A 22,434-nucleotide genomic window follows, 5' to 3' on the forward strand; every position below is an offset into this window, starting at 1 on the left:
CTGTACTAACCCACCATACGCAGAATTTGCTGCACCAATCATCAAAAATGCTTACCAGAAAGCGCGTGTGGGTGTCGCTGCTTTTTTACTTACCAGCTTTCTCGAACCCTGTGATGATCGTGCGGATTTCTTGCAGCAGCACCCGCCGTCACTTGTACTGATTCTGCCTCGTTTTTGTTTTCGTAAGGATAAACGGGGTAGTCGTTGGGCAACGGACAACATTACCATCTCATGCTTTGTGTGGGACAAACGCGCAACAGGGCAGCAAATTATTATTCGTCCCAAGTCTCAAATCGTTGGGTTTTACAAAAATCCAGAACAGGCTATTTCACAAGAACGGGCAGAAGAAATTGTTCGGGCGATTGCCAAAGGAGAATTATGCAACAACTAACTTTATTTCCCGAATCTGTTCCTACTTTACCAGTCAACTATTATCCAGAATTTTTGAGCAAGGAAGAAGCCGACGAACTCTATCAACATTGCCAAGAACTGCAATGGAAACAAAATCAAATCAGGATGCTGGGTAAAACTATGCCTGTGCCTCGTTTGGAATGTATTTATGGTGATGAGGGCTGTGATTACCTCTACTCTAAAAGCGTACTACTCAAACCACTACCTTGGACAGACGCTCTGGCTAAGTTACGCGACAGAATCACCGCAACTGCTGGTTATAACTTTCGCATCGTCATTGGCAATCAATATAGGAGCGGACAAGACAGTATCGGCTGGCATAACGACAGTGAATCATCAATGGGGTTAAATCCTGCGATCGCATCAATCAGTCTGGGTTCAATGAGGAAATTTCAAATCAAGCCCATCGGGGGTAAACCGACTGATTTTTGGTTGGAGCATGGGAGTCTGTTGGTGATGCTTCCGGGTTGTCAGAGTACTCATCTGCATCAAGTTCCTAAGACCAATAAGGTCGTTAGCACACGGATTAATCTAACTTTTCGACCGCACGTTGGGGGTAAAAGATGACCTCAAGTTATCGCTATTGCTGAGGTTTATATCCAAGATTATTAATATTCAAGGAGGATTTTATGGGATTTCGTAATGGTAAACCCTCTAAACAGTTTACTGCAATTCCCAACAGTTTAATTCGTGATCACAACGTTACTGATTCAACATTTAGGTTAATTTCTTGGGTAGCTTCTCACGATGAAAACTTTGATATTAATTTTACGGTAATCGAAAAACATTTGGGGTACAAACGAGACAAAATCCGTAATGCTATCAAAAACGCTGAACAAAATGACTATTTAGTGAGAGTTCAAGAGAACAATCCGAACAATGGTAAGTTTGACTGGCAATATTACATTTTTACCAGCAAAGAAGACACAAAGTTATTTCGAGAAAATCATTCATCCATAGGTGGGTCATCCGTAAGTGGGTCATCCGTAAGTGGGTCATCCATAGGTGGGTCATCCATAGGTGGATCGTCCATAAGTGGATCGTCCATAAGTGGGTCATCCACCCCTCATATAGAAAAACAATTAGAAGAAAATAAATTAGAAGAAAAACACATACAAGAACCACCCCCAACTCAAAACGCATTTCTCACCCAAGAATCGTGTGTATGTGAAACTAAACAACTAAACCTTGAAAAACCAACTCCAGAAAAACCAAGTTTAGAAGAATCAACCCCAGAAGAACTAGCCCCACAACAACCCACTTCGTTGTCAAAAAATTCCGAGTCTTCGCAACAAACCGATAATCCCTCAAGAGGAGCAACTATTGCGGCGGGGTTGTTCGATAAAAACGAACAAGCGAATAAAAAACCAAGCAAACCAAGATTTCAGTCGATTGATGATTTGCTCAATCACATCTTGCTTGAACCCGGCATCTTGGCATCTGAGCCTTTACCCGCAGTTTACAGAAATGAAATCAAGCTCCGTTCTTGGCGTTTCCCTTGGCGCACTTCTTGTAGAGACAAGATTTACCAAACCTGCGATCGCCGTTTGGTGGAGTTAATCGCCAAGGAGAGAGCCGAGTGGGACAAGGTTAATTGGCAGCAAAAAGTCCCCACTGTGATCAAATCAATCAGCAATTTGGAGGTTAGTAAAGCTGGTTTAGAAGAACTGCTGGTTTATTGGTCAAAAGTTCTCTCTTCATCTACGCCACAAACTGAACAATCAAAAGCCAACGACCAACCCATCGGTTACTACTCAAATCGTTCTCTTGATTGGCATAAAGCGACCTTCAGTGAACTTCTAGACCGCATGGATGAAGTTGGCAAGGACAAAGCGATCGCTTCTTTCAGCATTCGCTATGACCGAGAAGACGTAGGCGCAACGCTCAAATGGTTAGATTGGTTAAAACTTACACATCCTCAAATGTATGTGTACTTACATCCACAAGCTGCGTGAAGAGAGCAGGGGGGGAAGAGAATCAGGGGAAAATTAAATTTCTCTCATTCTTCAAGAGCCTCAAAAGCCTCTCTACTCTCTCATTCCTCAAGAGCCTCCCTTACTCTCTTGCCTCCCCTGCTCCCCTGCTTTCTAAACAAGAGGAACTATGACACAAGACAAAACAAACTTCACATCGCAACAAGACCGCTTACCCCCACAAAGCATTGAGGCTGAAGAAGTAATACTCGGTGGCATCATGCTCGACCCAAGCGCCATGAGCCGAATCAGCGATCGCTTGGTGGCAGATGCTTTTTACATCAATGCCCACAAAGATATTTATCAAGCAGCCCTACGACTGTATGGGCAGGGATTACCAACAGACTTGCTTTGCATTACCAACTGGTTGTCTGATAATGGTTTATTGTTCCGTATCGGTGGACGCAATAAACTGGCCAGTCTAGTTGACCGTACTGTGTCAGCTGTGAACATCGATGTTTTAGCTGACTTGGTAATGGAAAAATACCAAAGGCGGCAGTTAATCCTTGCTGGCACTGAGATTGTTCAACTCGGTTATGCCACCGAAACTGATTTACCTGTAATTCTCGACGAAGCCGAACAAAAAGTCTACTGCATTAAGTCTGAGCATTCTGCCTCTGACTTGGTTCATATTTCTCATGCCCTAGCCGACACTTTTACCGAAATTGAAGCGCGTCATGCTGGTACAGGCTCACCAGCACTGAAGAGTGGATTTTATGACCTGGACAGTATACTCGGCGGTGGTTTTCGGAAAGGGCGGTTGTATGTACTGGCTGCTCGTCCTTCTGTTGGTAAATCCGCTTTGGCTGGTAATCTCGCTCTCAATGTTGCCAAAACTGGGAAGATGCCGATCTGCGTTTTCAGCTTGGAAATGTCTACTGATGAGTACGTACAGCGATTTTTAAGCAGTGAATCTGGCATTGAAAATAACTTCTTGGAAACTGGGAATGTCTCTGACAGCCAGTGGGAACCTTTGAGCGTGGCGATCGCGCAGTTAAGCGAACAACAGATTTTCATCAACGACGAATCTTGCCCTTCTCTTAATGAAATCCGTAGCCAAGTCCGCCGAATTTCATCCCATTACGGTGGTGTTGGGCTTGTGATCATTGACTACTTACAACTGATGGCTCTTGATACTGATTCACGGGTGAACATGGCTCAACGAGTCGGTGAAATCAGCCGGGGATTAAAAAGATTAGCCAAAGATTTGGATGTGCCTGTACTGGCTTTGTCCCAACTCAACCGCGAAGTTGAACACCGTAACGATAAACGTCCTGTACTTAGTGATTTAAAAGACAGTGGTGCTGTTGAGCAAGACAGTGATGTTGTGATCATGCTTTACCGCGAAGAAATGTACAACCCCGATACCCCAGATCGTGGCATTGCTGAGTTAGTTGTTCGCAAGCAACGTAATGGCCCCACTGGTACAGTCAAGCTTTTATTTGACCATCAGTTTACCAGATTCAAGAATTTATCTCGTGGTCGTAGTTTTTAAGGCTCTACTGGAGGATAAACCATTGTCTTTTACGCGGGAACTGAGAATGATTAAAACTTACCAACAACTTTTACAACAATGGGCGGCTCTCGCCCCTGATGAATGGTCTACTACTGACCGGGATTACAGGTTTAAGGTAAAAATGCTGCCCCAAGTTGAAAAATGTTCTTTCGATAACCCCTGGCGTTCGGTTACTTCCAAAAACCTTACTTGGCGACTTCATGTAGCTGAAGATGTAATTCTCAGACAGTTGAATTTTGTTCTTCTAACAGTTCTACATCGCTGTTGTGACCGTCAGTCCAATATTCATTTCACTTTCATAGAGCTTGGAACTATCGCCACAATCTGCAATGGGTTGAAGTCGCAAATACATCCACATCCAGCGATCGCGGCATTAGACGCATACATTCAATTGCTGAATTTTTAGAAGGTGGTACATGAAAGCGATATCCGTTCGTCAGCCCTGGGCATGGGCGATAATTTATGCTCTAAAAAATATTGAAAACCGTGGTTGGCCCATTCATTATCGCGGTGACATTCTGATTCACGCCGCAAAAACCTGTACCAAAAGAGAGTATCTGTTAGCGAAAGAATTTTGCCAAGGGATGGGGGTAGAAATTCCAGAATTAATCTCTCTACGTCGCGGTCAAGTTATTGGCATTGTCACAATAGTTGACTGCCGATTCTCACAAGTTGCGTCTGGCTGGGGAATGCCTGAGCAATATCATTGGAAGCTGGAGAATCCGCGAGAAATCACACCAATTCCTTACATTGGGCGGTTGGGAATTTTTGAAGTACCTGATGAATTGGTTAGGAGTGCGATCGCCTCATGAAATCAGTCGTTTCTCTTTTCTCCGGCATCGGCGGACTCTGCCACCACGGGATATCAGCCGCAGGTCTATCCCACAAATTCCGAGTCCAGCAATTTGTCGAAATCTCCCCTTATTCTCAATCAAAATTGCGCCATGAACAACCAGGAATTCCAATCCACGCAGATATTACCAACTACCGTTGCCACCAAGGACAGTTCGACATTTTGTGCGGGGGATTCCCCTGTAGCGGCACCAGTAACGCTGGAGATAAAAAAGGACTCAACGACCCCAGGTCAGGACTGTGGCGCGAAATGTTCCGCATCATCCAACAGTGTAGACCAGCAATCGCTCTCATCGAAAACCCAACAGGGCTACTCTCTAGAGGAATGGCAACAGTCCTCGAAGACCTTTCCAAAATCCGGTATGTATGTGAGTGGGAAACTATATCCGCGTACTGCCTCGGCTTGCCACATGAAAGAGAAAGAGTCTTTATCATTGCCTACGCCGATGGCTTATTCCACCGTCAACAGCCAACCCCCTGGGCAGACCAAATTGGAAATCAGATTACGCAAGTACGGCTCTCTCATGAAGACCGAAGCTTTGAACCCGGTATTCGTGAGGTGGCTTTTGGGGTTCCCATTGGAGTAGCTAAGGGAATCAAGGGTAATTATGATGCCCGTCGTGCTTATGGTTTGAGTTGTTCTCCAAGGCAAGCTGCTGTGGCATGGAAACGAATTGATTACTTGTGTGGTCTAAAGTCCAGTCAGGAGGCATAACCATGATTAACCAAGTCCCGAATGGGAGCAACGCGATTTTGTGAGAATTCTGCGCTCAAGGCAGGAGGCAGGAGGCAGGGGGCAGGAGGTGTATAATGATGTAATTTCTCCCAACTTCCTACTTCAAACTTCTTGCGCCATGAGTTACAGAGAACAATTTATTTGGCAGCGTGGTGTCAAGCTTGCCATTAACTGCTATCGACTTACCGAAAAATTCCCGAAATCTGAACTTTACGGATTAACTAGCCAGATTAGACGCTCGGCAGTTTCCGTGCCATCAAATATAGCTGAAGGTTATGGAAGACGGACGCAGAACGAATATATCCAATTTCTACACATTGCTTTAGGTTCGCTTCGAGAACTTGATACTCAATTGATTATTTCTATGTTGTCGGATTAGCATCGCCTGAACTATTTACTCCTGTTTTGGAAGAAGTCGATAGGTTTCAAGGAATTTTAGTGTCAAGTATTCAAAAGATTAAGTCTTGAAACCCTTCTGTCTCTTGCCTCCTGCCTCCTGCCCTCTGCCTCCTGCCTCACCTCACAAAATCGCATTGCTCCCGTCCCGAATCTAGAAACTTGTTGGTATCTTTCGCCACCTTGGGGTAAAGAGATTCCCCCCTTGGAAGTTTCCCTGTTGGAGAAAGTCTACGTCACTACCACCAAATCTTTCGGTTACTGTTGCGGTGTAGAGTGGTCAGCTAAAGGCTGGAGTTATGAGATTGTCTCCGGCAAAGGTAATCTAACTGTTTTAGGACGTGAAATCATTGGTACAGGTAACTTACAATTAGTTACCAAAGAAAAGCCTGTGTTTGAACTGGGTGAATTAGTCGAGTTCCGATTTCATGGCGACGGCCCACCAGCAAGGATTGTCCAAGGCATCCAACTGATTTGCGATTCCTGGTTCTACTGCATCGAATGGATGTCCCCAGGAATATCTGAAAACGGTGACGAGCTTTTTACTTTCAGAGATGCGATCGCCCTTGGCGGGACTTCGCCCATCGCACGAGTGACTGACTATGACTTGGAGAGGGTGCGATTATAGACAATCTACACCTCATACTACATCCCAAGTAATATTAAGAAGGTAAGCACCATCGAAGTTAGTGACAGAGAGGAAATAACCAACAGTTTCTGTATCTCGGCTGACCCCCTATAATGGTTGCAGGTTTTGGAGCTATGCCGGAACTATAATACTAGTGAAGCCGATTTAAAAATACTAAAAAGAAAAGGATTTCTATGAGTGATTGGCTAGCAATATTTGAAGGCGCTGCATTTGCTCTTACAGTTAAAGGCGATATATATAAATTTATTTCAAAAGTTTTTGAAGGAGTAGATGGAATCGCTATTGAAACAGTTATCAATGAAGTGAGATGTTTTAATGCAAAAAGAACAGCAAAGGCTTTGGAAGAGATTTATGAAAAACTCAACAATGCAGGAGTAGAGCCGAAAAAAGTACCCACAAAAACCTTAATACCAATACTGGAAAATATTTCACTCGAAGAAGATGAAATATTAAGCGAAAAATGGTCTAAGTTATTAGAATCGTCTATTAAAGGGATATTTATTCATCCATCTTATATAGATATTTTGGAAAAAATATCACCGAATGACGCAAAGGTACTAGACATTATATTTAAAGAGGTTGAAATCAAATTAATCAAAGATTTTTCTATCACTCGGTTAATATCAGAAGTAAACATCAAAGCAGAAATGAGCAAAGAAGATTTAATAGAAAGTCTGGAAATATTATTGAATAAATCCTTGATAAATATAGGTGGAGTAAGCAAAATGCCTAATTTATCTCTTATAGACTTTAATGATACAACAGTTCAATTAACAACTATAGGCAAAAAATTTATGATGTTAGTCACAGGAAAAGAAGAGAAAAATAATAAAGATTGATGAAAATGGTATTGAGCCGAGACTTAGGTAATTTTCTGCAAGATAGAGCTAAGTATCAAAATCAATCGGCTTCCCGTTGAAATGGTTGTAAATATCTTCTGGGTTAAACCAGCTTGGAAATGTGCGCTCTGCATCCCTTAATTCTTCCCCTTGTCATCAAATAAGCCACAAACAATTTTGACTCCAGACAGCCCAATGCGATCGCTTTCTTCATGCAGCAGGTTTAGTAACTTTTGCTCTTTATGCAGAAATAACAAAACATATTGAAACTACCGTTACACAATAGTTAAGCGCCAGCATCAAAACAGCCTTGATGCAACCTAATCACATAGGTGACAACCATTGGTTGTCACCCATCTGCCGCTCAAGCACTGCACTGTCTACCCTTAAGTCAAAAACTGGATTATTATAAAAAAATTGCGTAGTTACGAGTATATTCTGATGCTAATATTAGGATAACCCGTAGATGGTAGATTGAGAACGAAATCAATCCAATATTATGCAAAGTTTAACAGACTTAGAAAACAAATTATTAGAGGTACGCAATTTACAGTCTCAAGTAGACAAGAAAAAAGCCGAATTGGACAAGCAAATCAGACAGCTACTCCAAAACAAGTCTGAACTTGACAAGCTCATGGAGCAAGCACGTCAAAAAGAGTCTCTTGTGCAATGCCAGATAGTAGAACTCAAAAGCCTAGAGGTACGAACACACCCGCCAGAAGTAGAGTATTTTGGTACTGGCGCAAGCAAAAGTTTACAGAATGATTTACTAAGCTTGCTTTCTGGTAACGGTTCTGTTGCTATCAGATTACTTAAGCACCAACAACAGATTAATCCTGGGAAGCCGGCAAACTGGTATTTGGAGAAAGTTATTTACGACTTGAAACGGGATCGACATTGCTAATTTCTTGCAAAAATTGAACCTAGCCTCTTGGGCCTGTGTAGACACCATCCAGTTGGATTTTGACAACCAATGGTTGTCATTTGCCCCCTAAAGGTAATACCATCATCGCCCCAAATAACTCCACACAGGAATGATTGCCTTGATTACAGTGCGATCGCTATCCATACACCGATAGCCTGTTTGGTGAATCCGTTTGAAAGTACAAATACACTCAGAGAGCAAAGGAAGCCCTAATCGAAGAAAGAAAGCTGACAGGTTAAAAGTTCTTCAAACAAGGGATCGCCAAAATTCATTAAACGTAGTGAAGGCATTTCATCAAAAACACTAGGGTAAAAAGTAACTGTGTAATTCTGCCCTTTGTAATTAAGTTGCCAAGTACGTTCGCTCTTTCTCTCAAACTGCACACCACTAGCTTTTAAAATTGCTGAAGATATGAATAACTGCTCAATTGCTTCTGACGTAAAAGGAGTAGAGGGGATTGGTTTTTGAATTTCCGCTAAATCAGCGTCTAAGTCCATCGCTACCATTTCTTCAATTGCTAAACGAGGTGGTGGACTGTCTAATACAGAATCGAATTGAGACATTAAAACATCCTCTTCTTCTGGATCAGCACTCATAACAGCCCGTTCAATAAAGGTAGGGACTTGAGCTAGAATCGGCTGAAGATTACCAACAACAGTGGCAAAGGCATTAATGCGATCGCGCAATTTTCGATAAACTTTTGCTTCTACAGTGCCATCATAGTAAAAATTATGAATTCGCACAGTCGGATACCTTTGTCCAATGCGGTCAATTCTGCCAATACGCTGTTCGACCCGCATCGGATTCCAAGGCATATCATAATTAATCAACACGCCGCAATTTTGTAAATTCAACCCCTCAGAAGCAGATTCAGTACAGAGGAGAATTTTAATTTCATCTTGGCGAAATCGGCGTTTAATTTCTTCCTTGGGTACTAGACACCACTCCCCATTCTGGTACAGTTCCCCACCACGGCCTGAGTAACAAGCTACTTGGCTACCGTACAACTCCTTCAATGTATCCCGTAGATAGTCCATTGTGTCAGTGTACTGGGTGAAAACGATCGCACTTTCTCGGTCAGTTAATTCTTGGCGTAAAATCTGAATAAAGCGAGAAAGCTTGCTATCTTCCCCAGTGTTTTCAAATTGGCGTAGTAATTCTTCAAGATATTGAATTTCCTGGGGGTCTACTGGTTCAAAGAAAGATTCCAGCCCAGCAATCACTGCATCATCCTCATTATCCACATCCACTAAATCGTCGTCACTTAAAACGCTTCCCCGTTGAGTTAACAAATAATCCAAACGACGTTGCAGAGATGACTTGATAGCATAAAATGAACTGGTCAAACGTTTGCGGTAAAGGGTCATCAAAAAACCCAAACAAGAACGCTGATCTATTTGTGCCAGTCGGTAAAAGTGGCGTACATAGTTGCTGACAGCTACATAAAGCGGTACTTCCCGTTGTGGTTCCAGCGTAATAGCGTTATCCTGCACAACTCTAATAGGAATATCCCGCTCTAACAGTCCCCTTTTATAGTATTGTCGGAGAGTGTCGCGGGTGTGGCGGAACATCAAGTCTTTTAAGGGAGTATTCACTGTCAAGTATTGGCGTGAGGTGTCGATAAAGTCTTCATCTGCCAATAGTTGTTTGTGATTAGAGATTTTCTTTCCCCGTTGCCAAGTATCCTGCATTTTGTAAGCGAGGATGCGTTCGGCTCCGCCGTGCCGTAGGCTCTCGCTCTTGGTCAAAAACTGCTCTAATCTAGAACTTGGTTGTCCGCCGCGCCCAAAGTAATCACTAGACATAACTTGCCAAAAATTAATTACTTCCTGCTTGACAGCACCTTGTAGCGAGGCGAAATAATAGCAGAAGTTATCGCCATAACTCCAATGCCCCTGCAATCCCAGCAGGTTTAACAAGTCGAAAACTTCTATGGCATCAATTTGCATGGGAGTTGCTGACAAAAGAATCAGGGATTTTGTCTTCTCCTTCAACTGTGTCATTAACTGTAACAAGCGATTGGGTGTTTCTTTGCGGTCTTGAGGACTCTTGCGACGGGCATGATGGGCTTCGTCTAAGATTACTAAATCCCAAGGTTCTGCTGATAGTAGCTGCTGCATTCTGTCAGTTCTCCGCACCAAATGAGAAGAAGCCAGGATTAAATCTTGGGTATTCCAGGGATTAGCGGCTGCGGGGATAGTCCGCTTGTAGGGGTCTTTAAATTCTGTAGATGTGTAACTCCAAAAATGCAGATTAAATTTTTCCCGTAGTTCTTCTTGCCATTGGGGTTGGACACTAGCAGGTGCTAAAATAAGTACCCGCTTCACTTTTTTGGACAACAGCAGATAACGCAGAATTAAACCAGTTTCAATAGTCTTTCCTAAACCAACTTCATCAGCGATGAGAAAACTTTGGGGAAAATTTTGAGCAGCGCGGCGCAGGATTTTAATTTGGTGTGGCCAGGGGTGAATGGGAATTGATTTTAAACAAAAGTCCAAGCAGCCGGGATGTTCATGAATATTGGCAAGTTGAGTAAATGCCAAGCGTTCTTCTTCTCTTACTTCTGTAGAAATAGCTGAAGGGTCTGGTTTTAGTTCCGGTTCTGGTTGTGCTTCTGGTTCGGTTAATTCTTTTGTTAAAGGTCTAGAGTCAAATTCAGCCTGAGCATTCCAATCAGGTTTAGTAAATTTTGCGTAACGTAACAGCTTTTTCTGTACCGCCTCTGGAACTTCAAAGACTCGCACGTTAGGCGATACGTCATACCAAAGTTGCTCAAATCTCGCTACTTCTTCTTCAACTCTATCTAGTTCCCTTCCTCCCTCCCAAGAACAATAAACGTGAAAGGATTCTACATTCCTCTCCCAGCCACCGATAGATTCGTTATTGGAACCGTTAAATGCTAATTTCTCGCCCTTGCTATCAGTAAAAATGCCAACTTTTTCGTGAAATATATGCTGTGGGTCTAGTTGCTGTGTACTATCTTCTGGTAGTCCATTTTCTTTCAGAGGAATAGCAATTTTAATATCGAGATACTGGTTTTGAATCAACCAACTGAGAATTTCTAAGTGTTTGAGTTGGGCAAAACTTTCTGGTGGTTTTAAGTCTGCGTCTAGACGAGATAGCAATGCGTCTCGCAGTTCGTATCCCTGTTGAATTGCTTGTAAATCTTGGGGGCTAAACTGACAACCCATGATTAACCGTATTTGCCCTTTGTTGTGCAACATTGCACCTAAACCCCGTGCAACTTTACTTAAAATGGCACTACTAAAAAAACCTGCCTTCCGGTCATATTGAATGGCACACTCTAAAGCAGGAATGTAGAAATCAGTGATGGTGTTGTGGGTGTTGCTGGTGTAACTAATTTTCCAGGGGTAATCACGCAGGTTTTTCAACTTTCTAACCAGTTATCTAATTTTAATTATCAATAGAGTCTATAGTTATGCCTTGATAAATATGGCGCTATTGGTCAATTTCTGTAAATAGTTCTCTTAATTCCGGTTGGTTCTTCCAAGCCCCAAATAATTGATTTAGTCTAGCTAGTCTCTCCTCGTCTGTTAATGATGGTTGTGGTTCTGTAATTTGATTGGCAATAAATTCTACATCTATGATTATTTCTGTCCCATCTGTAATATTATTAATTTGTTCTAGAATTTCAATATTTTGACCACGCTTGATACCTCTAACCTTCATATTTGATTATCTCCTATAATGATTAGTTTCCGGTTAATGGTTAAGGGTGAACAGTCATCAGTTAACCTTCAACTAATTTTTGTGTGTTGGGGTCAATTCCTTATAGTTTGACATATTAGATACTGAATCAGCAAATAAATTAGGTAACGCTGATAATACTATCCTCATGTTAAATACTACAATGGTTGAATAAGCAATCATTTGGTGTAATTGTGATGCAATCAATTTTCTGGAGTGTAGAAGAAGTAGCCCTAAGAGCTAAACAGTTTTACGAAAACGGTATTCGTCAAAATGTCGAGTCTGGTGACAATATCGGTAAGATGATTGTGATTGATGCAGAAACTGGTGAATATGGGATTGATCCAACTGGTGTAGAGACAGCGTTAAAGTTAAAACAGAAAAACCCTAATGCTAGATTGTTTACGATACGGATTGGTTATGATGTTGCTGTAAGTTTTGGTGGTGCAATGGAGCGGACTGCTGAATGATTTATGGGAAAGTAATCGATGCTAGGGCAATAATTCCAGTGGTTTTTCGTTTACCTTTGCAGCCAGATTTTAATTTGGATTTTGTCATTGATACTGGATTTAATGACCATCTTACTTTACCATCACAGGCAGTCAGTGCGATGAATCTACCCTTATATTCTAGTACCGAAGCAAGGTTAGCCGATGGTACTCAAGCTTTATTGTCTATACATTTGGCAACAATTGTATGGGACGGTATAGAGATATTAGTTCCAGTTTTAGCTGCTGGTTATAAACCTTTGCTTGGGACTTCTCTCATGGCAGGATATCATCTTGAAATAGATTTTCAAGATAATGGTTTAGTTTCCTTAAAGAAACTTTAATCGATTAGTTGTTGTTTGGGCGGGTTCGGAATTATCAGAATAAGTTCAATTGTCCACCTTCATTAAATGGTATCTCAGTCTGCTTGTAAGAAACCTTCGCTTTGATTTCATCCATTGCCAACCACAAATCTAATAAGGCTTTTTCTTCAGTCAGGCGTTTCTTTTCATCAGCAATGCGGGGAATTACTTTCAACGCTACTTCAAATGTCCGCATAAATAAATCGTTGCTAACTAAGCCTGTATTTTTCATAAATCTACGGACTGGTTCTGTATTTTCTTCCTCTTGGTAAAGGGCGATAATGGCGTGGAGTCCATCAACTAAATATCTAGCAGAAAATTCCGTATCGGTGACAGAGAAGGCGCGTTTTTTCAAGCGTTGTTGCGGGGTGAGTAATTTACAGTAACCGCTTCCAGAATCAAGTAGTTTGTGTTTTTTGACTAAATCGGAGACATCAAAACCACCGACTGCTAAAGCCAGTTGTCTAGCTTCATCGAAGGGGAATTCTCGCGCTTCAAAGGTATCCCATGCCAAGATGTACCATTGGGTTAAGGGGTCGATACCGTTGAAGTCTTTACCTTCTAATAGCTTTTGTAGTCGGTATTCGACTACTGCTTGGCGTACTTCTTCAAATGCTGCTTTGGGTTCAACTTGATTTCCAGCGCTGTCGAGGATGGAACTATACTTGGTAAACACACTCAAAGCAGAACCGAAAGCACTTAAGCACAAGTTTATACCAGGGGGTTTAATGCGGCGTTGCGGATCTGCTACTCTATCAGCTGCCGGACGAGAATCTTCAGTTAAGCATTTTTCGAGTTCTGGTGCTTTTTCAAAGACGATATTTCGCACGTCAATTCGCACGTCATCCCACCAAGCTTGTTCGGCGTTAGGGTCGCGTTTGCGGCATACTAAAAGCACGGTGCTGGAAACTGCGTTTTTCTGCGCTTGGTGCAAGTTTTGCGGGTTTTCGGTACTGACTGCCCAAGATGCGGTAATCTCGAAACCAGCATCGATGAGAGATTTGGCTAAGACATCCCACGCGCCGGAGTCTTTGTGGTTGAATTGCACTGTCATTACGCCGTCGTCGCGTAAGACGCGGTGGTATTCAGCGAACGCCATCGCCATTTTTGCTTCGTAGTCTTGGTTAGCGAGAATTTCTGGAGATACTCCCATGTTGCGGAATCTTCCCGGATTAGCAATTGCTTCTCTATCTTTATCTGTAAGTTCATTAAGGAATAATTCGGGGAAGATACTTAATAAATTTGCTCTCAGCCATACATAAAAAAAGTCTGAGATTTCACCATAACGAATAGAATCATAGTATGGTGGGTCAGTGACTATGGTATCTACAGAGTTATCAGAAATGTAAGTTAAGTTATCGACTGATGCTAAGTCTATTCTGATGGATTTTGTTTCGTTTTCTTTAAATACTGGGATACCTATTGAACCTAATTTAGTCCCAAAAATAGAACAAAGTTTAAAGTAATCATCTGCACAATCAGAACAAGATTTCCATAACCTGCAAGAGCCACTTGATTCTGGATAATTCCAAAATACATTTAAAGAATGTTGAGCGCTTGCAGGTTGAACTTTTAATGCACTACCATCCCAATGAGTTAATCTAGAATTTTTATCAACGCATCTGTTTAATACTAAAGATAAATAAGTTACAATAGCTTCTGCTTTGACCTCCTCATACTCAGATTTAATTAATGACTTTGCCTTATCAATTATTTCTACATAAGTTACAAGAGTTAAAAGTTGACGAGGATGAAACATCTCATACCATTTACGAATACCATAGAGGTACATATCCGGGCCTCTGTGAGTATTTTCAGGAATTTCCTGAGTTGGCATAAACCCGGCTAATTCCCAATCATTTCTCTTATTAAGCAAAAATAACTCTGCTTTTTGAACACCTTCATAATCTATCGCCGTAGGGGTTCTAAATTCTAGTAGACCGCTTCCTTTTCTATAAGCAACTGCATAAAATTGATGTCCTAACCCAGATGATTGAGATTGAGCTTTTATCGTTTCATCTTGAATTACACTATTACAATTAGGACATCTGCCTACACCTCTGCTAATAGTTGTTGTAGTATCCGGATCATACTCTCCATGATCTGTTTCAATAGTTGTTCCCTTCCCCTTTCTGCCCTTAATCAATTCAAAATCAACTCGCTTATTTTCAGGGTTAGCAATTGGCTTTACTGCATACCAATCACTTGTAATTTTCCTCGCCTGTCCTTTCCCTGCATAATTGCTAGTTTTACTTAACCACCAATTAGGACTCAACGGAACAACAGACTCACAACTTGGACAAACAACCGTATGCGCCCATAAATAATTCTGCACAGTTTCCCCAGGTAAAGAAGGGAAAAATTCAGCTAACCTTTTCTCAGCTTCATCCCCTACCCACTTCACCCATTTATCAAGATCCTGCTGCAAATCTGGGCCAAACTTTAGCGGATATTCCATCGCCGCCTTCATCGTCACCACCGCCACAGGATTTAAATCAGAAGCCAGCACATTTAACCCATATCTCGCCGCTTCAAAAGGTATACTTCCACCACCTGCAAAGGCATCTAAAACAGTTGGTGTGCGAGTTCCCCAAAGCTTCTCACAATAATCCTGCACCTTCTTAATTTGCACAGAATTAGGCGGTGTTTTATATAGCTTTACCTCCTTCCCCGGTACTAACCCCAGCAAATATTCAAACTCTTGCATTGTAATATCTGCTGGTAATAATGAAGCCAACACACTGGCGCGACTAAAAGATAATGGCTTACGCGAATACCAGCGATGTAAACCTTTAAATGGATTTCCCCCATGTTCAAAATTAACTTGCTCGTTTAATACCTGCACAGGCATCATTTTTTCAATAAACACAGCAGGGCGTTTGGAGGTTGAGTCAGTCATGGGTGTGTAAATATTCTGGTATTAATTTATATATTGTAAGGAAAGCACCTTGTTTAGATAAAAAATAGCCACCGGAAATGCTGGCATTAAAGAGAAAGATTGAGAATATAATTATTTTTTAACTGACAATTTACGTTTACTCTACAATATTCTGTTTCAGAATAGCTTATTTAAGCCATCCATTCACCAATTCCTGACCAGGCAAACTCTAATGGTCTTCGGTCATATTCAGGGATTTGTCTAACCACTAGAATCATTAAATGAAGTCCCCCTATTTGATTTAGTCTTTCTCCTATCTGTTTTACTCGTTTTTTATTTACTCCTGAATAAACTTTTCTATTTGAACTATCAATTCTTTGGGAACACTCATTAGACATTTTTAATAACTCATTTAAAAGTTTGCCTACTTCGTCTGTTGGCGAATTAAATGTATCATTTTTCCATTCACTTTTTATTTTTATCAAACATTTTTGAAAAGCTTTACTTAAAGTGTCAGGGATTTCGGTTAATGAGAGGTCATAGCCAAAATCTAATGGAACTCCATCAATATAAACAATTTGATTTGCATTAGCGAAACCAGATAATGTAGCAGAAGTACGACAATTTAAAATGGTATGAATATAATATTCTTCATTTACATTGGTGTTTTCTTTTGATTTTGCTAACCATACAATTCTATCACCTGGATGTATTTTACAAAGTTCATGAATAATACCGTTTATAGGATTGATGTCATGATCATTTTTAGATTTTTTTAAAGGAAGTGTAATATAATCATCTTCATCTAGGTAAATTTTATCTTCACCAGGGATATTGGTTATTAATACCTGATCACCTGCTTTACAAGACCAAAAATCAACTATGGGATTAATGTTGAGTTCATCAGCAAAAGTAGTATAACGTACAAGGAAAATAAAATCATCCGGTTGACATAGCCACCGAAAAGCCATGTTTGTATCTAAGATATTTGTACCTTTTTGGTAAATTGCTCTTTGAGTAACTTCTTGAATTTTTGAAATTGCTTCTTGAATAGGTATTAAAAAACCCTCCCTCTCCTTGAAAAAACGGAAATCAGCTAGTTTTTTATGTATTTTTTGTTCAATTTCTAATGGATTATCAACATCTTCAGCATAGAGAATAGTAAATGGCGCAAGCACACCTGTCGTATATAATTTTTTCGCTCTAGCTTTAGGATCTTTTGTTGTATAACCAATCTTAAACAAATTGTCTTTATAAGAAGGGTTACTAAAAATATAGATGTATCCAGATTCCATAATATTTTCTAAATTAGGAATAATGTGTAACTATTGATAATATATTAGTATCGTTAGTCAAAAATCATCATTCAACAGTCATCAATCACCCAAAAGAACACGAATCGCTTTTAAAGCCTGATTGCGTTTACCATTGCTAATTTTGGCAAACCAGTAATGCGATTCCTCATAACTCATGGCTCTAATCCCTTGGGCAATATTCGCAATCCGTTCTATTTTAGAAAGCGGTTGCAAAGTCTGAAACAATAATGCCAGATTTATCCCTGATTCCTCATTCAAAACATAAGGAGTTTGGCGATTGTGACTTAGAGTTTTGGGGTCATAATTATTCGCCTTCAAAGAATCATAAATTGCTTGTTTCACCTGAATTAAAGCATTGCCCTTTAAACGCCCAATTCTTTTGGCAGAAGGACGCTTTTTTTCACCAGCTTTTTTATAAGCACATTGATACAACTCCAGGGCAAAGTTATTATTATCTGTAGGAACCACTCGCAATTGAAACTCTTGCATCTCAGTACGTTACTTTCGCCGTCAAATTCAGCCTGTCAACCGGATTACGATTCAGGGCTTGTTTGATATTACTGATTTCTGCGCCGTTTGGTTGCACTGGAGATGAAAATTCAAATACGAGCTTCAGGGACACGTCAGCTTTTACATCCGGGCTACTTAGCAAAGTGTTAACAGCCCCCTGAAAACTCTGAAATCCTTTGACTGGCCCTTGATACTCTAACCTGATAAACTGTTCATTAACAGTAATAGTTGCCGTTTGGTCGATTTGCAAGGGTAGCTTGATCAACATAGGGAAGACCGTCATCAACTTGCGGTAGTCCATCACCTGCCCAACGGAGATTTCCAACGACTGGATACCCTGAACTTGATTATCTTGGATGCGATCGCCTAATTCATTAAATACCCGATCGAGTGTTCCCTCCAAATCAAATTCTTCCGGCTTGGCTTTAAACAGAGGTGAATCATTCCAGTCATCGTCAATTTTTTCGCTACCGTTAGGTGTGCGGGGTGTACCAGTACCGTAGGTTAAAATGCTTGCTGGGGTTTCCCTCTCCTCTACTTCGCCATTTCCGTAGTCAACTACAATTTTGAAAGTTGTAGTTTTAGCGATCGCTGTTTCATGTTCATCACTAGGGCGAAACTCCCCTGTAACCAAATTCCCATCCTGATACAGCTTAATCGTCAAAGCCCCTGATGCTTTCCACCGTATCCGCACAGGTTTTACCGATTCTGTACTGGACAAGACTTGAGCATTCAGTTCAATTTCTCGCGGTTTTGGTGGTTCCAGAATTCCCCGGCGGTAGAGTTCTATCCTCTCAGAAAATTCTATGGAGTCGGGCAGAGTAAATTTACCGTCATCGGTTTTTATAAACAGCTTTTCACCAACCTTCATATCCCAATTACCAGTCTGCAACCCCTGGCGGATAGTATCTCGCAGCTTGGATAACTCAGCTTCGACAAATATATTTAAACTCAGGTCTTTGGCAAAAGCCTCTTTCAATGCTTTAGTTGTCCAATGGTTTAACCCAGATGGCCACACCTTCTGCAAAATGTAAGCAGGTGCATAGGGGGGTAATTCTTCAGCACGGATTTTTTGACAATCTTTTAGTGCTTTTAAAATGACATCTTGTTGATTATTTTTGCCCTTGATATCGCTAGAATCTTGTGCAGAAAGAGTATAGTGCATTAAGCCTTTAGCAGCTTTTACGGGGTCATTAGCGGGGTAAAATAAGTGGCGGTAGGCATTGGTTAAAGATACCCTTACCCCTAAATCAAGAGAACCTTTTTTATCTTTGAGTTGCTTTTGCTGATTTTCTGATAAATCTTGCAAGCGATTGGGAGAATTGAGAATATTCTGAATGGCGCGGAACTCCCTAGCGTTGTCAATCGCTCGTTCTAATTCTTGCTTGTTTGCAACTAAAAATAATAAACGATTTCTAAATGTGCGAAACTTACCTGACTCGCCTGTTTCATTAAAAATTTTCTCCACCATTGGCGGTGGCCCTTCAGTGGTTACAGAAATAGTCGCCTCGCTAAAGTCAATTAAACACAGGGCGATGCTATCCGACACATCATCCACTTCTGCTGGTGATTCCGGTGCAGGAACTAGTTTGAAAAATTTATCAGCAAAAATGGTATCGCGGCGACTTCGTAAATCATCCTTTGCCTCGGTAATTCCAACTTGGGCTTTTTCTTCGGCAATAATTTTATTGATTGATGGTTCTTCCTTGAAACGAGCCAAAGTTGTCATTGGATCATTTTCCAAGTACCAAGCAACTTCACTCAGTTTTTCTAAAGCAGTATCAACAAAGCCAATTTCTAGCCCTGGTGTCAACAAAGATAGATTTAATTCGGCGCGACGAATACCCGCAGATATACCTTGAGTAATAGAATGCAAAAAAATAGTCCGGGCTACCCAGGTTGAAAAGGGAGGTTTACCAGCAGCAATCCATACTGCATCTTGTAACTGAGCGTGTGCTTCTCTACCATCTTTGTTGTAAATGTCTGCTTGGATCGTAATCCGCATCAAAGGACGTTCCAAACGGGCTGTTAAATCGCTGGTGATTTCCTCCTCAATACCAACAGGGATGTGGTGAGAATGAATTAGCGGTATCCAGTTAGTTGACTGTGGACTGTTGACAAAGATACCGTCTCTGCTATGTTTTTGATAGACGTAAAAAGAGTCTAATGGTTCTGTAGATGTAATTTTGGAAGGAAAAGGTGGGTTGGTGATAAGTATGTCGTAGTTGCCAGGGATGAACGGTGAATTATCAGTACTTTGCCATAGATAACGTATAACTCTAGCAAATAACCGCAAAGCGCCTCTGGTGCGTTGGAAGTTAGGAATTGAGGCAATCTTTTTAGTCAGCAGATTAAATAATTCTGGGTGGAAGGGATAACTCTGCTCAATACTGTCGGCATAGCGTGCATCTTTGCAACCATCTGGTAAATTAATCCGACTAGCTTTATAAGTTTGTAAATATTCTTTTGAAGCATTATTGGCAGCGTTAGCTTCAATACTGGCGAATACTCGCTGCTTAACTATATTGTAAATTTCAATATCAGTGCTGGGTTTAATGATCCGCTCTTGCCTAGCGCTAGCGGAAATGGTTTCCCGGATTTCGGTGGTTTCTTCGCCAAAACTGTCAGTCGAGGAAGCCAGCGTGTAAACAAATACTAAATTATTACAAGATGCTGCTAAATCCATGAGGGCGAATAAAAAAGCAACTACCTGTCCAGCTAAATTGCTGTTACCAACTAGAGTAGCCTTGGCTTTTCTCAGGTATGAGGCAATTTCATCGATGATAATGACTGTGGGTTGCCCTTGGATTATCCTTTCTAAAACTACTGTGCCTGGACTGACTCGCTGTTCGTCAGAACCTTTAAGCAGGCTATAACCTGCTACACCATTAATTTGATAGGCAATTTCTCCCCAAAGGGTATAAGTGGTAACGCCAGTGTCCGCATGGTAAACACCGTTAACTGGATCGAGGTCTTGGCAAGCTAAAGCAGCTGCTTGAATCGGTCGATCTGGAATTAAATTTAGGTCAACAAAACGGTCTAGTCCAGAAATGTCCCGCCCATTTTTGGCAATGTGCCACAGAGCAATTTCATCATGGGTTTTACCACCACCAAAGCTGGTTTCCAGTCGGATAATTGGGGAGCCGACAGCAGCACCTACCAACCGCCCGAACACTTCCGAGATTAGGGTTTTTAAACCATCGGTGGCAAAAGTATTAGCGAAAAAGGCTGTGGGATCTTGGTAGACTTGGGGCGCAAGTCCTTCGACAACTAGCCGTAACTTAGCGGCAAATAAGTCAGAAGAGAGTTCTCCCTCTAAAATTTCTTCTCTAGGAATGCAGGTTTTAAATACTGAGGGAAGCATAGAAATATATTGACCGTTACTAGCTGAGGGTTGACAGTCAATACCAACCGTCAACAACCTAGTGTTTTTAAAAATACACTTACTTGTTTCAATTGATTAATTCTATACATATTCATGATATTTTTGCACTGATTTAGGTCACAAGCTACAAAAGTTCTTTAATTGACAGCATAGGTCATATTCGTGCGTTACTCCTGGGACTGTTCAAGGGCAGCGATCGCTATGCCAGAGAAATCAACTTCTCATTTTCGCTAAAGTATAGCAGAGGGGAAAAAGTCTTAATTAGCAGGGATAACGACGTTGTTTCCATGAATTCGCCTCCACATAGTTAGTGGAGGCAATAAGTCTAGCGGCGAAAATTACGGATTTGCAAGGAGCCTGCACAAGAATTGAGAATTTAGCTTTCACTTTCTTGCTTATTTGGCGACCATTGGTCGGCAAATATGTTTCGATATGCGAGTAGACAACATCATAGCTATTGTTAAATCCGTTTCTACAACTGGCTATTGGGCATCGCGCTCCGCTCCCGTCCCTAAAAAGCAATCCACGCCATACAACTAACTTTCTGGCAAAATGTCTCTGATTCGCTGATAACTTTCTGTATTCTGGGATATCCGTTCTTGGTGGAAAGCCGAATGATTCCTATAGATATGAAACGACTCATCAAAAAAAACCCTAACCCAGTTCGCAAGAAAGCAGAAGTAACCCCACCACCGATTGAACCCATTGAGATGCTTGAGAGTCAAAATATTTCTGAACCAGTGATTGAACACAATCCACCTGTGTACATTGAAGACTACGTTTCCGAATCCGAATACATTTCTGAACACTATCGCCCCCTACGCTCCGTGGGTAACTCTGGGTGGCAACCGTCTGATGTTTGGCGAGAGTTGAGGGTTGATGATTTCTGTCGCGGGTGAGTCAGTATTTAAACAGCGCGATGCCTGCGGTTCTTGCTAGCCTACGCTAAAATATAATCCCTGCATTTTGAAATAGTGGCAATTGAATTACTTGGGTTTGTTTGGCGTTATCCAGATTGGGCAATGCAATTCCTAACAACCTAACTCCGATAAGGCATTGTCTTACTGCGGGTTCTCTGATGATAGTCAGAGAATTTGATTTTTAACGTTAACGTGCATCCCCTTGTGAAGTGCTGCTCTAGCCTCAAAGCATTCCATCACTTGCATTAACAGGAAGATTAGCTAGGAATTAAGCCTTGATTAAGATAAGGTTATACAACAGAGTTTTCACTTGTATAAGTCCATTTTTCAGAGCTAACACCTTTAGGAGCGCTATTGCAGACCCCAGACCCTCCTGAAGTAGGAGACACAGTTTTGATTCTACGTCCTTTCTATGTAACTGGAAAAGTTGGGCTTGTTTGTAGTCGAGAGCCAGACTCAGATGGTCAATCAAGCATACGCTGGCTTATTCAAGTAGATTCAGATGAGGAAAATATTCTAGTGTCACTCAGGCGCAATGAGTTTGAGGTGATTACCCCAAAGTTAGAATAA

The 22,434-nt window shown here is 41.3% G+C and carries 20 protein-coding genes and 2 pseudogenes; 15 read left to right on the top strand and 7 right to left on the bottom strand.

The window, feature by feature from the left end; all coding sequences use genetic code 11:
• The 11 genes and pseudogenes from VB732_RS29580 to VB732_RS29630 form a co-directional block, all read left to right on the top strand.
• Positions 1-391 (top strand): annotated as a pseudogene (locus VB732_RS29580) (hypothetical protein); the annotation flags it as partial.
• Positions 379-978: an alpha-ketoglutarate-dependent dioxygenase AlkB gene (locus VB732_RS29585; RefSeq protein ID WP_323234436.1), complete on the top strand. Its 600-nt coding sequence runs from the start codon at positions 379-381 to the stop codon at positions 976-978. The pseudogene VB732_RS29580 and the gene VB732_RS29585, both read left to right, overlap by 13 nt.
• Before the next feature lie 62 nt (positions 979-1,040).
• Positions 1,041-2,366: a helix-turn-helix domain-containing protein gene (locus tag VB732_RS29590; RefSeq protein WP_323234437.1), complete on the top strand. Its 1,326-nt coding sequence runs from the start codon at positions 1,041-1,043 to the stop codon at positions 2,364-2,366.
• Positions 2,367-2,514: 148 nt separating this feature from the next.
• Positions 2,515-3,879, top strand: a complete 1,365-nt coding sequence (gene dnaB, locus VB732_RS29595) for a replicative DNA helicase (RefSeq protein WP_323234438.1) — start codon at positions 2,515-2,517, stop codon at positions 3,877-3,879.
• A gap of 22 nt (positions 3,880-3,901) precedes the next feature.
• Positions 3,902-4,306: a hypothetical protein gene (locus VB732_RS29600; RefSeq protein WP_323234439.1), complete on the top strand. Its 405-nt coding sequence runs from the start codon at positions 3,902-3,904 to the stop codon at positions 4,304-4,306.
• A 10-nt stretch (positions 4,307-4,316) separates the two neighbouring features.
• A complete protein-coding gene (locus VB732_RS29605) occupies positions 4,317-4,712 on the top strand; it encodes an ASCH domain-containing protein (RefSeq protein ID WP_323234440.1) in 396 nt (131 codons plus the stop codon).
• Entirely contained in the window at positions 4,709-5,467 is a 759-nt protein-coding gene (locus tag VB732_RS29610) for a DNA cytosine methyltransferase (protein WP_323234441.1), read from the top strand. Before VB732_RS29605 ends, VB732_RS29610 begins: the two co-directional genes overlap by 4 nt.
• Before the next feature lie 139 nt (positions 5,468-5,606).
• Positions 5,607-5,956, top strand: a pseudogene (locus tag VB732_RS29615) (four helix bundle protein).
• 64 nt (positions 5,957-6,020) lie between these two features.
• On the top strand, positions 6,021-6,512 hold the full coding sequence (locus VB732_RS29620; RefSeq protein WP_323234466.1) for a DUF1392 family protein: 492 nt from the start codon (positions 6,021-6,023) through the stop codon (positions 6,510-6,512).
• A gap of 194 nt (positions 6,513-6,706) precedes the next feature.
• Positions 6,707-7,372 carry an Abi-alpha family protein gene (locus VB732_RS29625; RefSeq protein WP_190916550.1) on the top strand — a complete coding sequence of 222 codons (666 nt, stop codon included), beginning with the start codon at positions 6,707-6,709 and terminating at the stop codon, positions 7,370-7,372.
• 499 nt (positions 7,373-7,871) lie between these two features.
• Positions 7,872-8,276 carry a hypothetical protein gene (locus VB732_RS29630; RefSeq protein WP_094333585.1) on the top strand — a complete coding sequence of 135 codons (405 nt, stop codon included), beginning with the start codon at positions 7,872-7,874 and terminating at the stop codon, positions 8,274-8,276.
• Between the two features lie 230 nt (positions 8,277-8,506).
• On the opposite strand, the gene VB732_RS29635 is transcribed toward VB732_RS29630, so the two are convergent.
• Together VB732_RS29635 and VB732_RS29640 are read right to left on the bottom strand one after the other, a co-directional pair.
• Positions 8,507-11,689: a DEAD/DEAH box helicase gene (locus tag VB732_RS29635; protein WP_323234442.1), complete on the bottom strand. Its 3,183-nt coding sequence runs from the start codon at positions 11,687-11,689 to the stop codon at positions 8,507-8,509.
• Positions 11,690-11,756: 67 nt separating this feature from the next.
• A complete protein-coding gene (locus tag VB732_RS29640) occupies positions 11,757-11,987 on the bottom strand; it encodes a hypothetical protein (protein WP_323234443.1) in 231 nt (76 codons plus the stop codon).
• A 215-nt stretch (positions 11,988-12,202) separates the two neighbouring features.
• On the opposite strand from VB732_RS29640, the gene VB732_RS29645 reads away from it, so the two are divergent.
• Entirely contained in the window at positions 12,203-12,475 is a 273-nt protein-coding gene (locus VB732_RS29645) for a hypothetical protein (RefSeq protein ID WP_185587978.1), read from the top strand.
• Positions 12,472-12,837, top strand: coding sequence for a clan AA aspartic protease (locus tag VB732_RS29650; RefSeq protein ID WP_323234444.1), 366 nt, complete (start codon positions 12,472-12,474; stop codon positions 12,835-12,837). The genes VB732_RS29645 and VB732_RS29650 overlap by 4 nt, the downstream gene beginning before the upstream one ends.
• A gap of 34 nt (positions 12,838-12,871) precedes the next feature.
• On the opposite strand, the gene VB732_RS29655 is transcribed toward VB732_RS29650, so the two are convergent.
• The 4 genes from VB732_RS29655 to VB732_RS29670 all read right to left on the bottom strand — a co-directional run bounded on the left by VB732_RS29655 (position 12,872) and on the right by VB732_RS29670 (position 20,923).
• Positions 12,872-15,754 carry a DUF1156 domain-containing protein gene (locus tag VB732_RS29655; protein ID WP_323234445.1) on the bottom strand — a complete coding sequence of 961 codons (2,883 nt, stop codon included), beginning with the start codon at positions 15,752-15,754 and terminating at the stop codon, positions 12,872-12,874.
• A gap of 170 nt (positions 15,755-15,924) precedes the next feature.
• On the bottom strand, positions 15,925-17,028 hold the full coding sequence (locus tag VB732_RS29660) for a GIY-YIG nuclease family protein (RefSeq protein ID WP_323234446.1): 1,104 nt from the start codon (positions 17,026-17,028) through the stop codon (positions 15,925-15,927).
• A gap of 81 nt (positions 17,029-17,109) precedes the next feature.
• Positions 17,110-17,538: a hypothetical protein gene (locus VB732_RS29665; RefSeq protein ID WP_015130210.1), complete on the bottom strand. Its 429-nt coding sequence runs from the start codon at positions 17,536-17,538 to the stop codon at positions 17,110-17,112.
• A 1-nt stretch (position 17,539) separates the two neighbouring features.
• Positions 17,540-20,923 (bottom strand): ATP-binding protein, encoded by a 3,384-nt coding sequence (locus VB732_RS29670; protein ID WP_323234467.1) that lies wholly within the window; start codon positions 20,921-20,923, stop codon positions 17,540-17,542.
• Between the two features lie 635 nt (positions 20,924-21,558).
• Between VB732_RS29670 and VB732_RS29675 the strand changes: the two genes are divergently transcribed.
• Positions 21,559-21,843 carry a hypothetical protein gene (locus tag VB732_RS29675; protein ID WP_141699756.1) on the top strand — a complete coding sequence of 95 codons (285 nt, stop codon included), beginning with the start codon at positions 21,559-21,561 and terminating at the stop codon, positions 21,841-21,843.
• Between the two features lie 140 nt (positions 21,844-21,983).
• Here VB732_RS29675 and VB732_RS36045 read toward each other — a convergent pair whose 3' ends face one another.
• Entirely contained in the window at positions 21,984-22,091 is a 108-nt protein-coding gene (locus VB732_RS36045; RefSeq protein WP_374108449.1) for a hypothetical protein, read from the bottom strand.
• A 127-nt stretch (positions 22,092-22,218) separates the two neighbouring features.
• Between VB732_RS36045 and VB732_RS29680 the strand changes: the two genes are divergently transcribed.
• The gene (locus VB732_RS29680) at positions 22,219-22,434 is read left to right on the top strand and encodes a hypothetical protein (protein ID WP_323234447.1); all 216 of its coding nucleotides are present in this window, start codon (positions 22,219-22,221) and stop codon (positions 22,432-22,434) included.

Source organism: Nostoc sp. UHCC 0252 (genome assembly GCF_034931145.1).
Lineage (GTDB): Bacteria > Cyanobacteriota > Cyanobacteriia > Cyanobacteriales > Nostocaceae > Nostoc.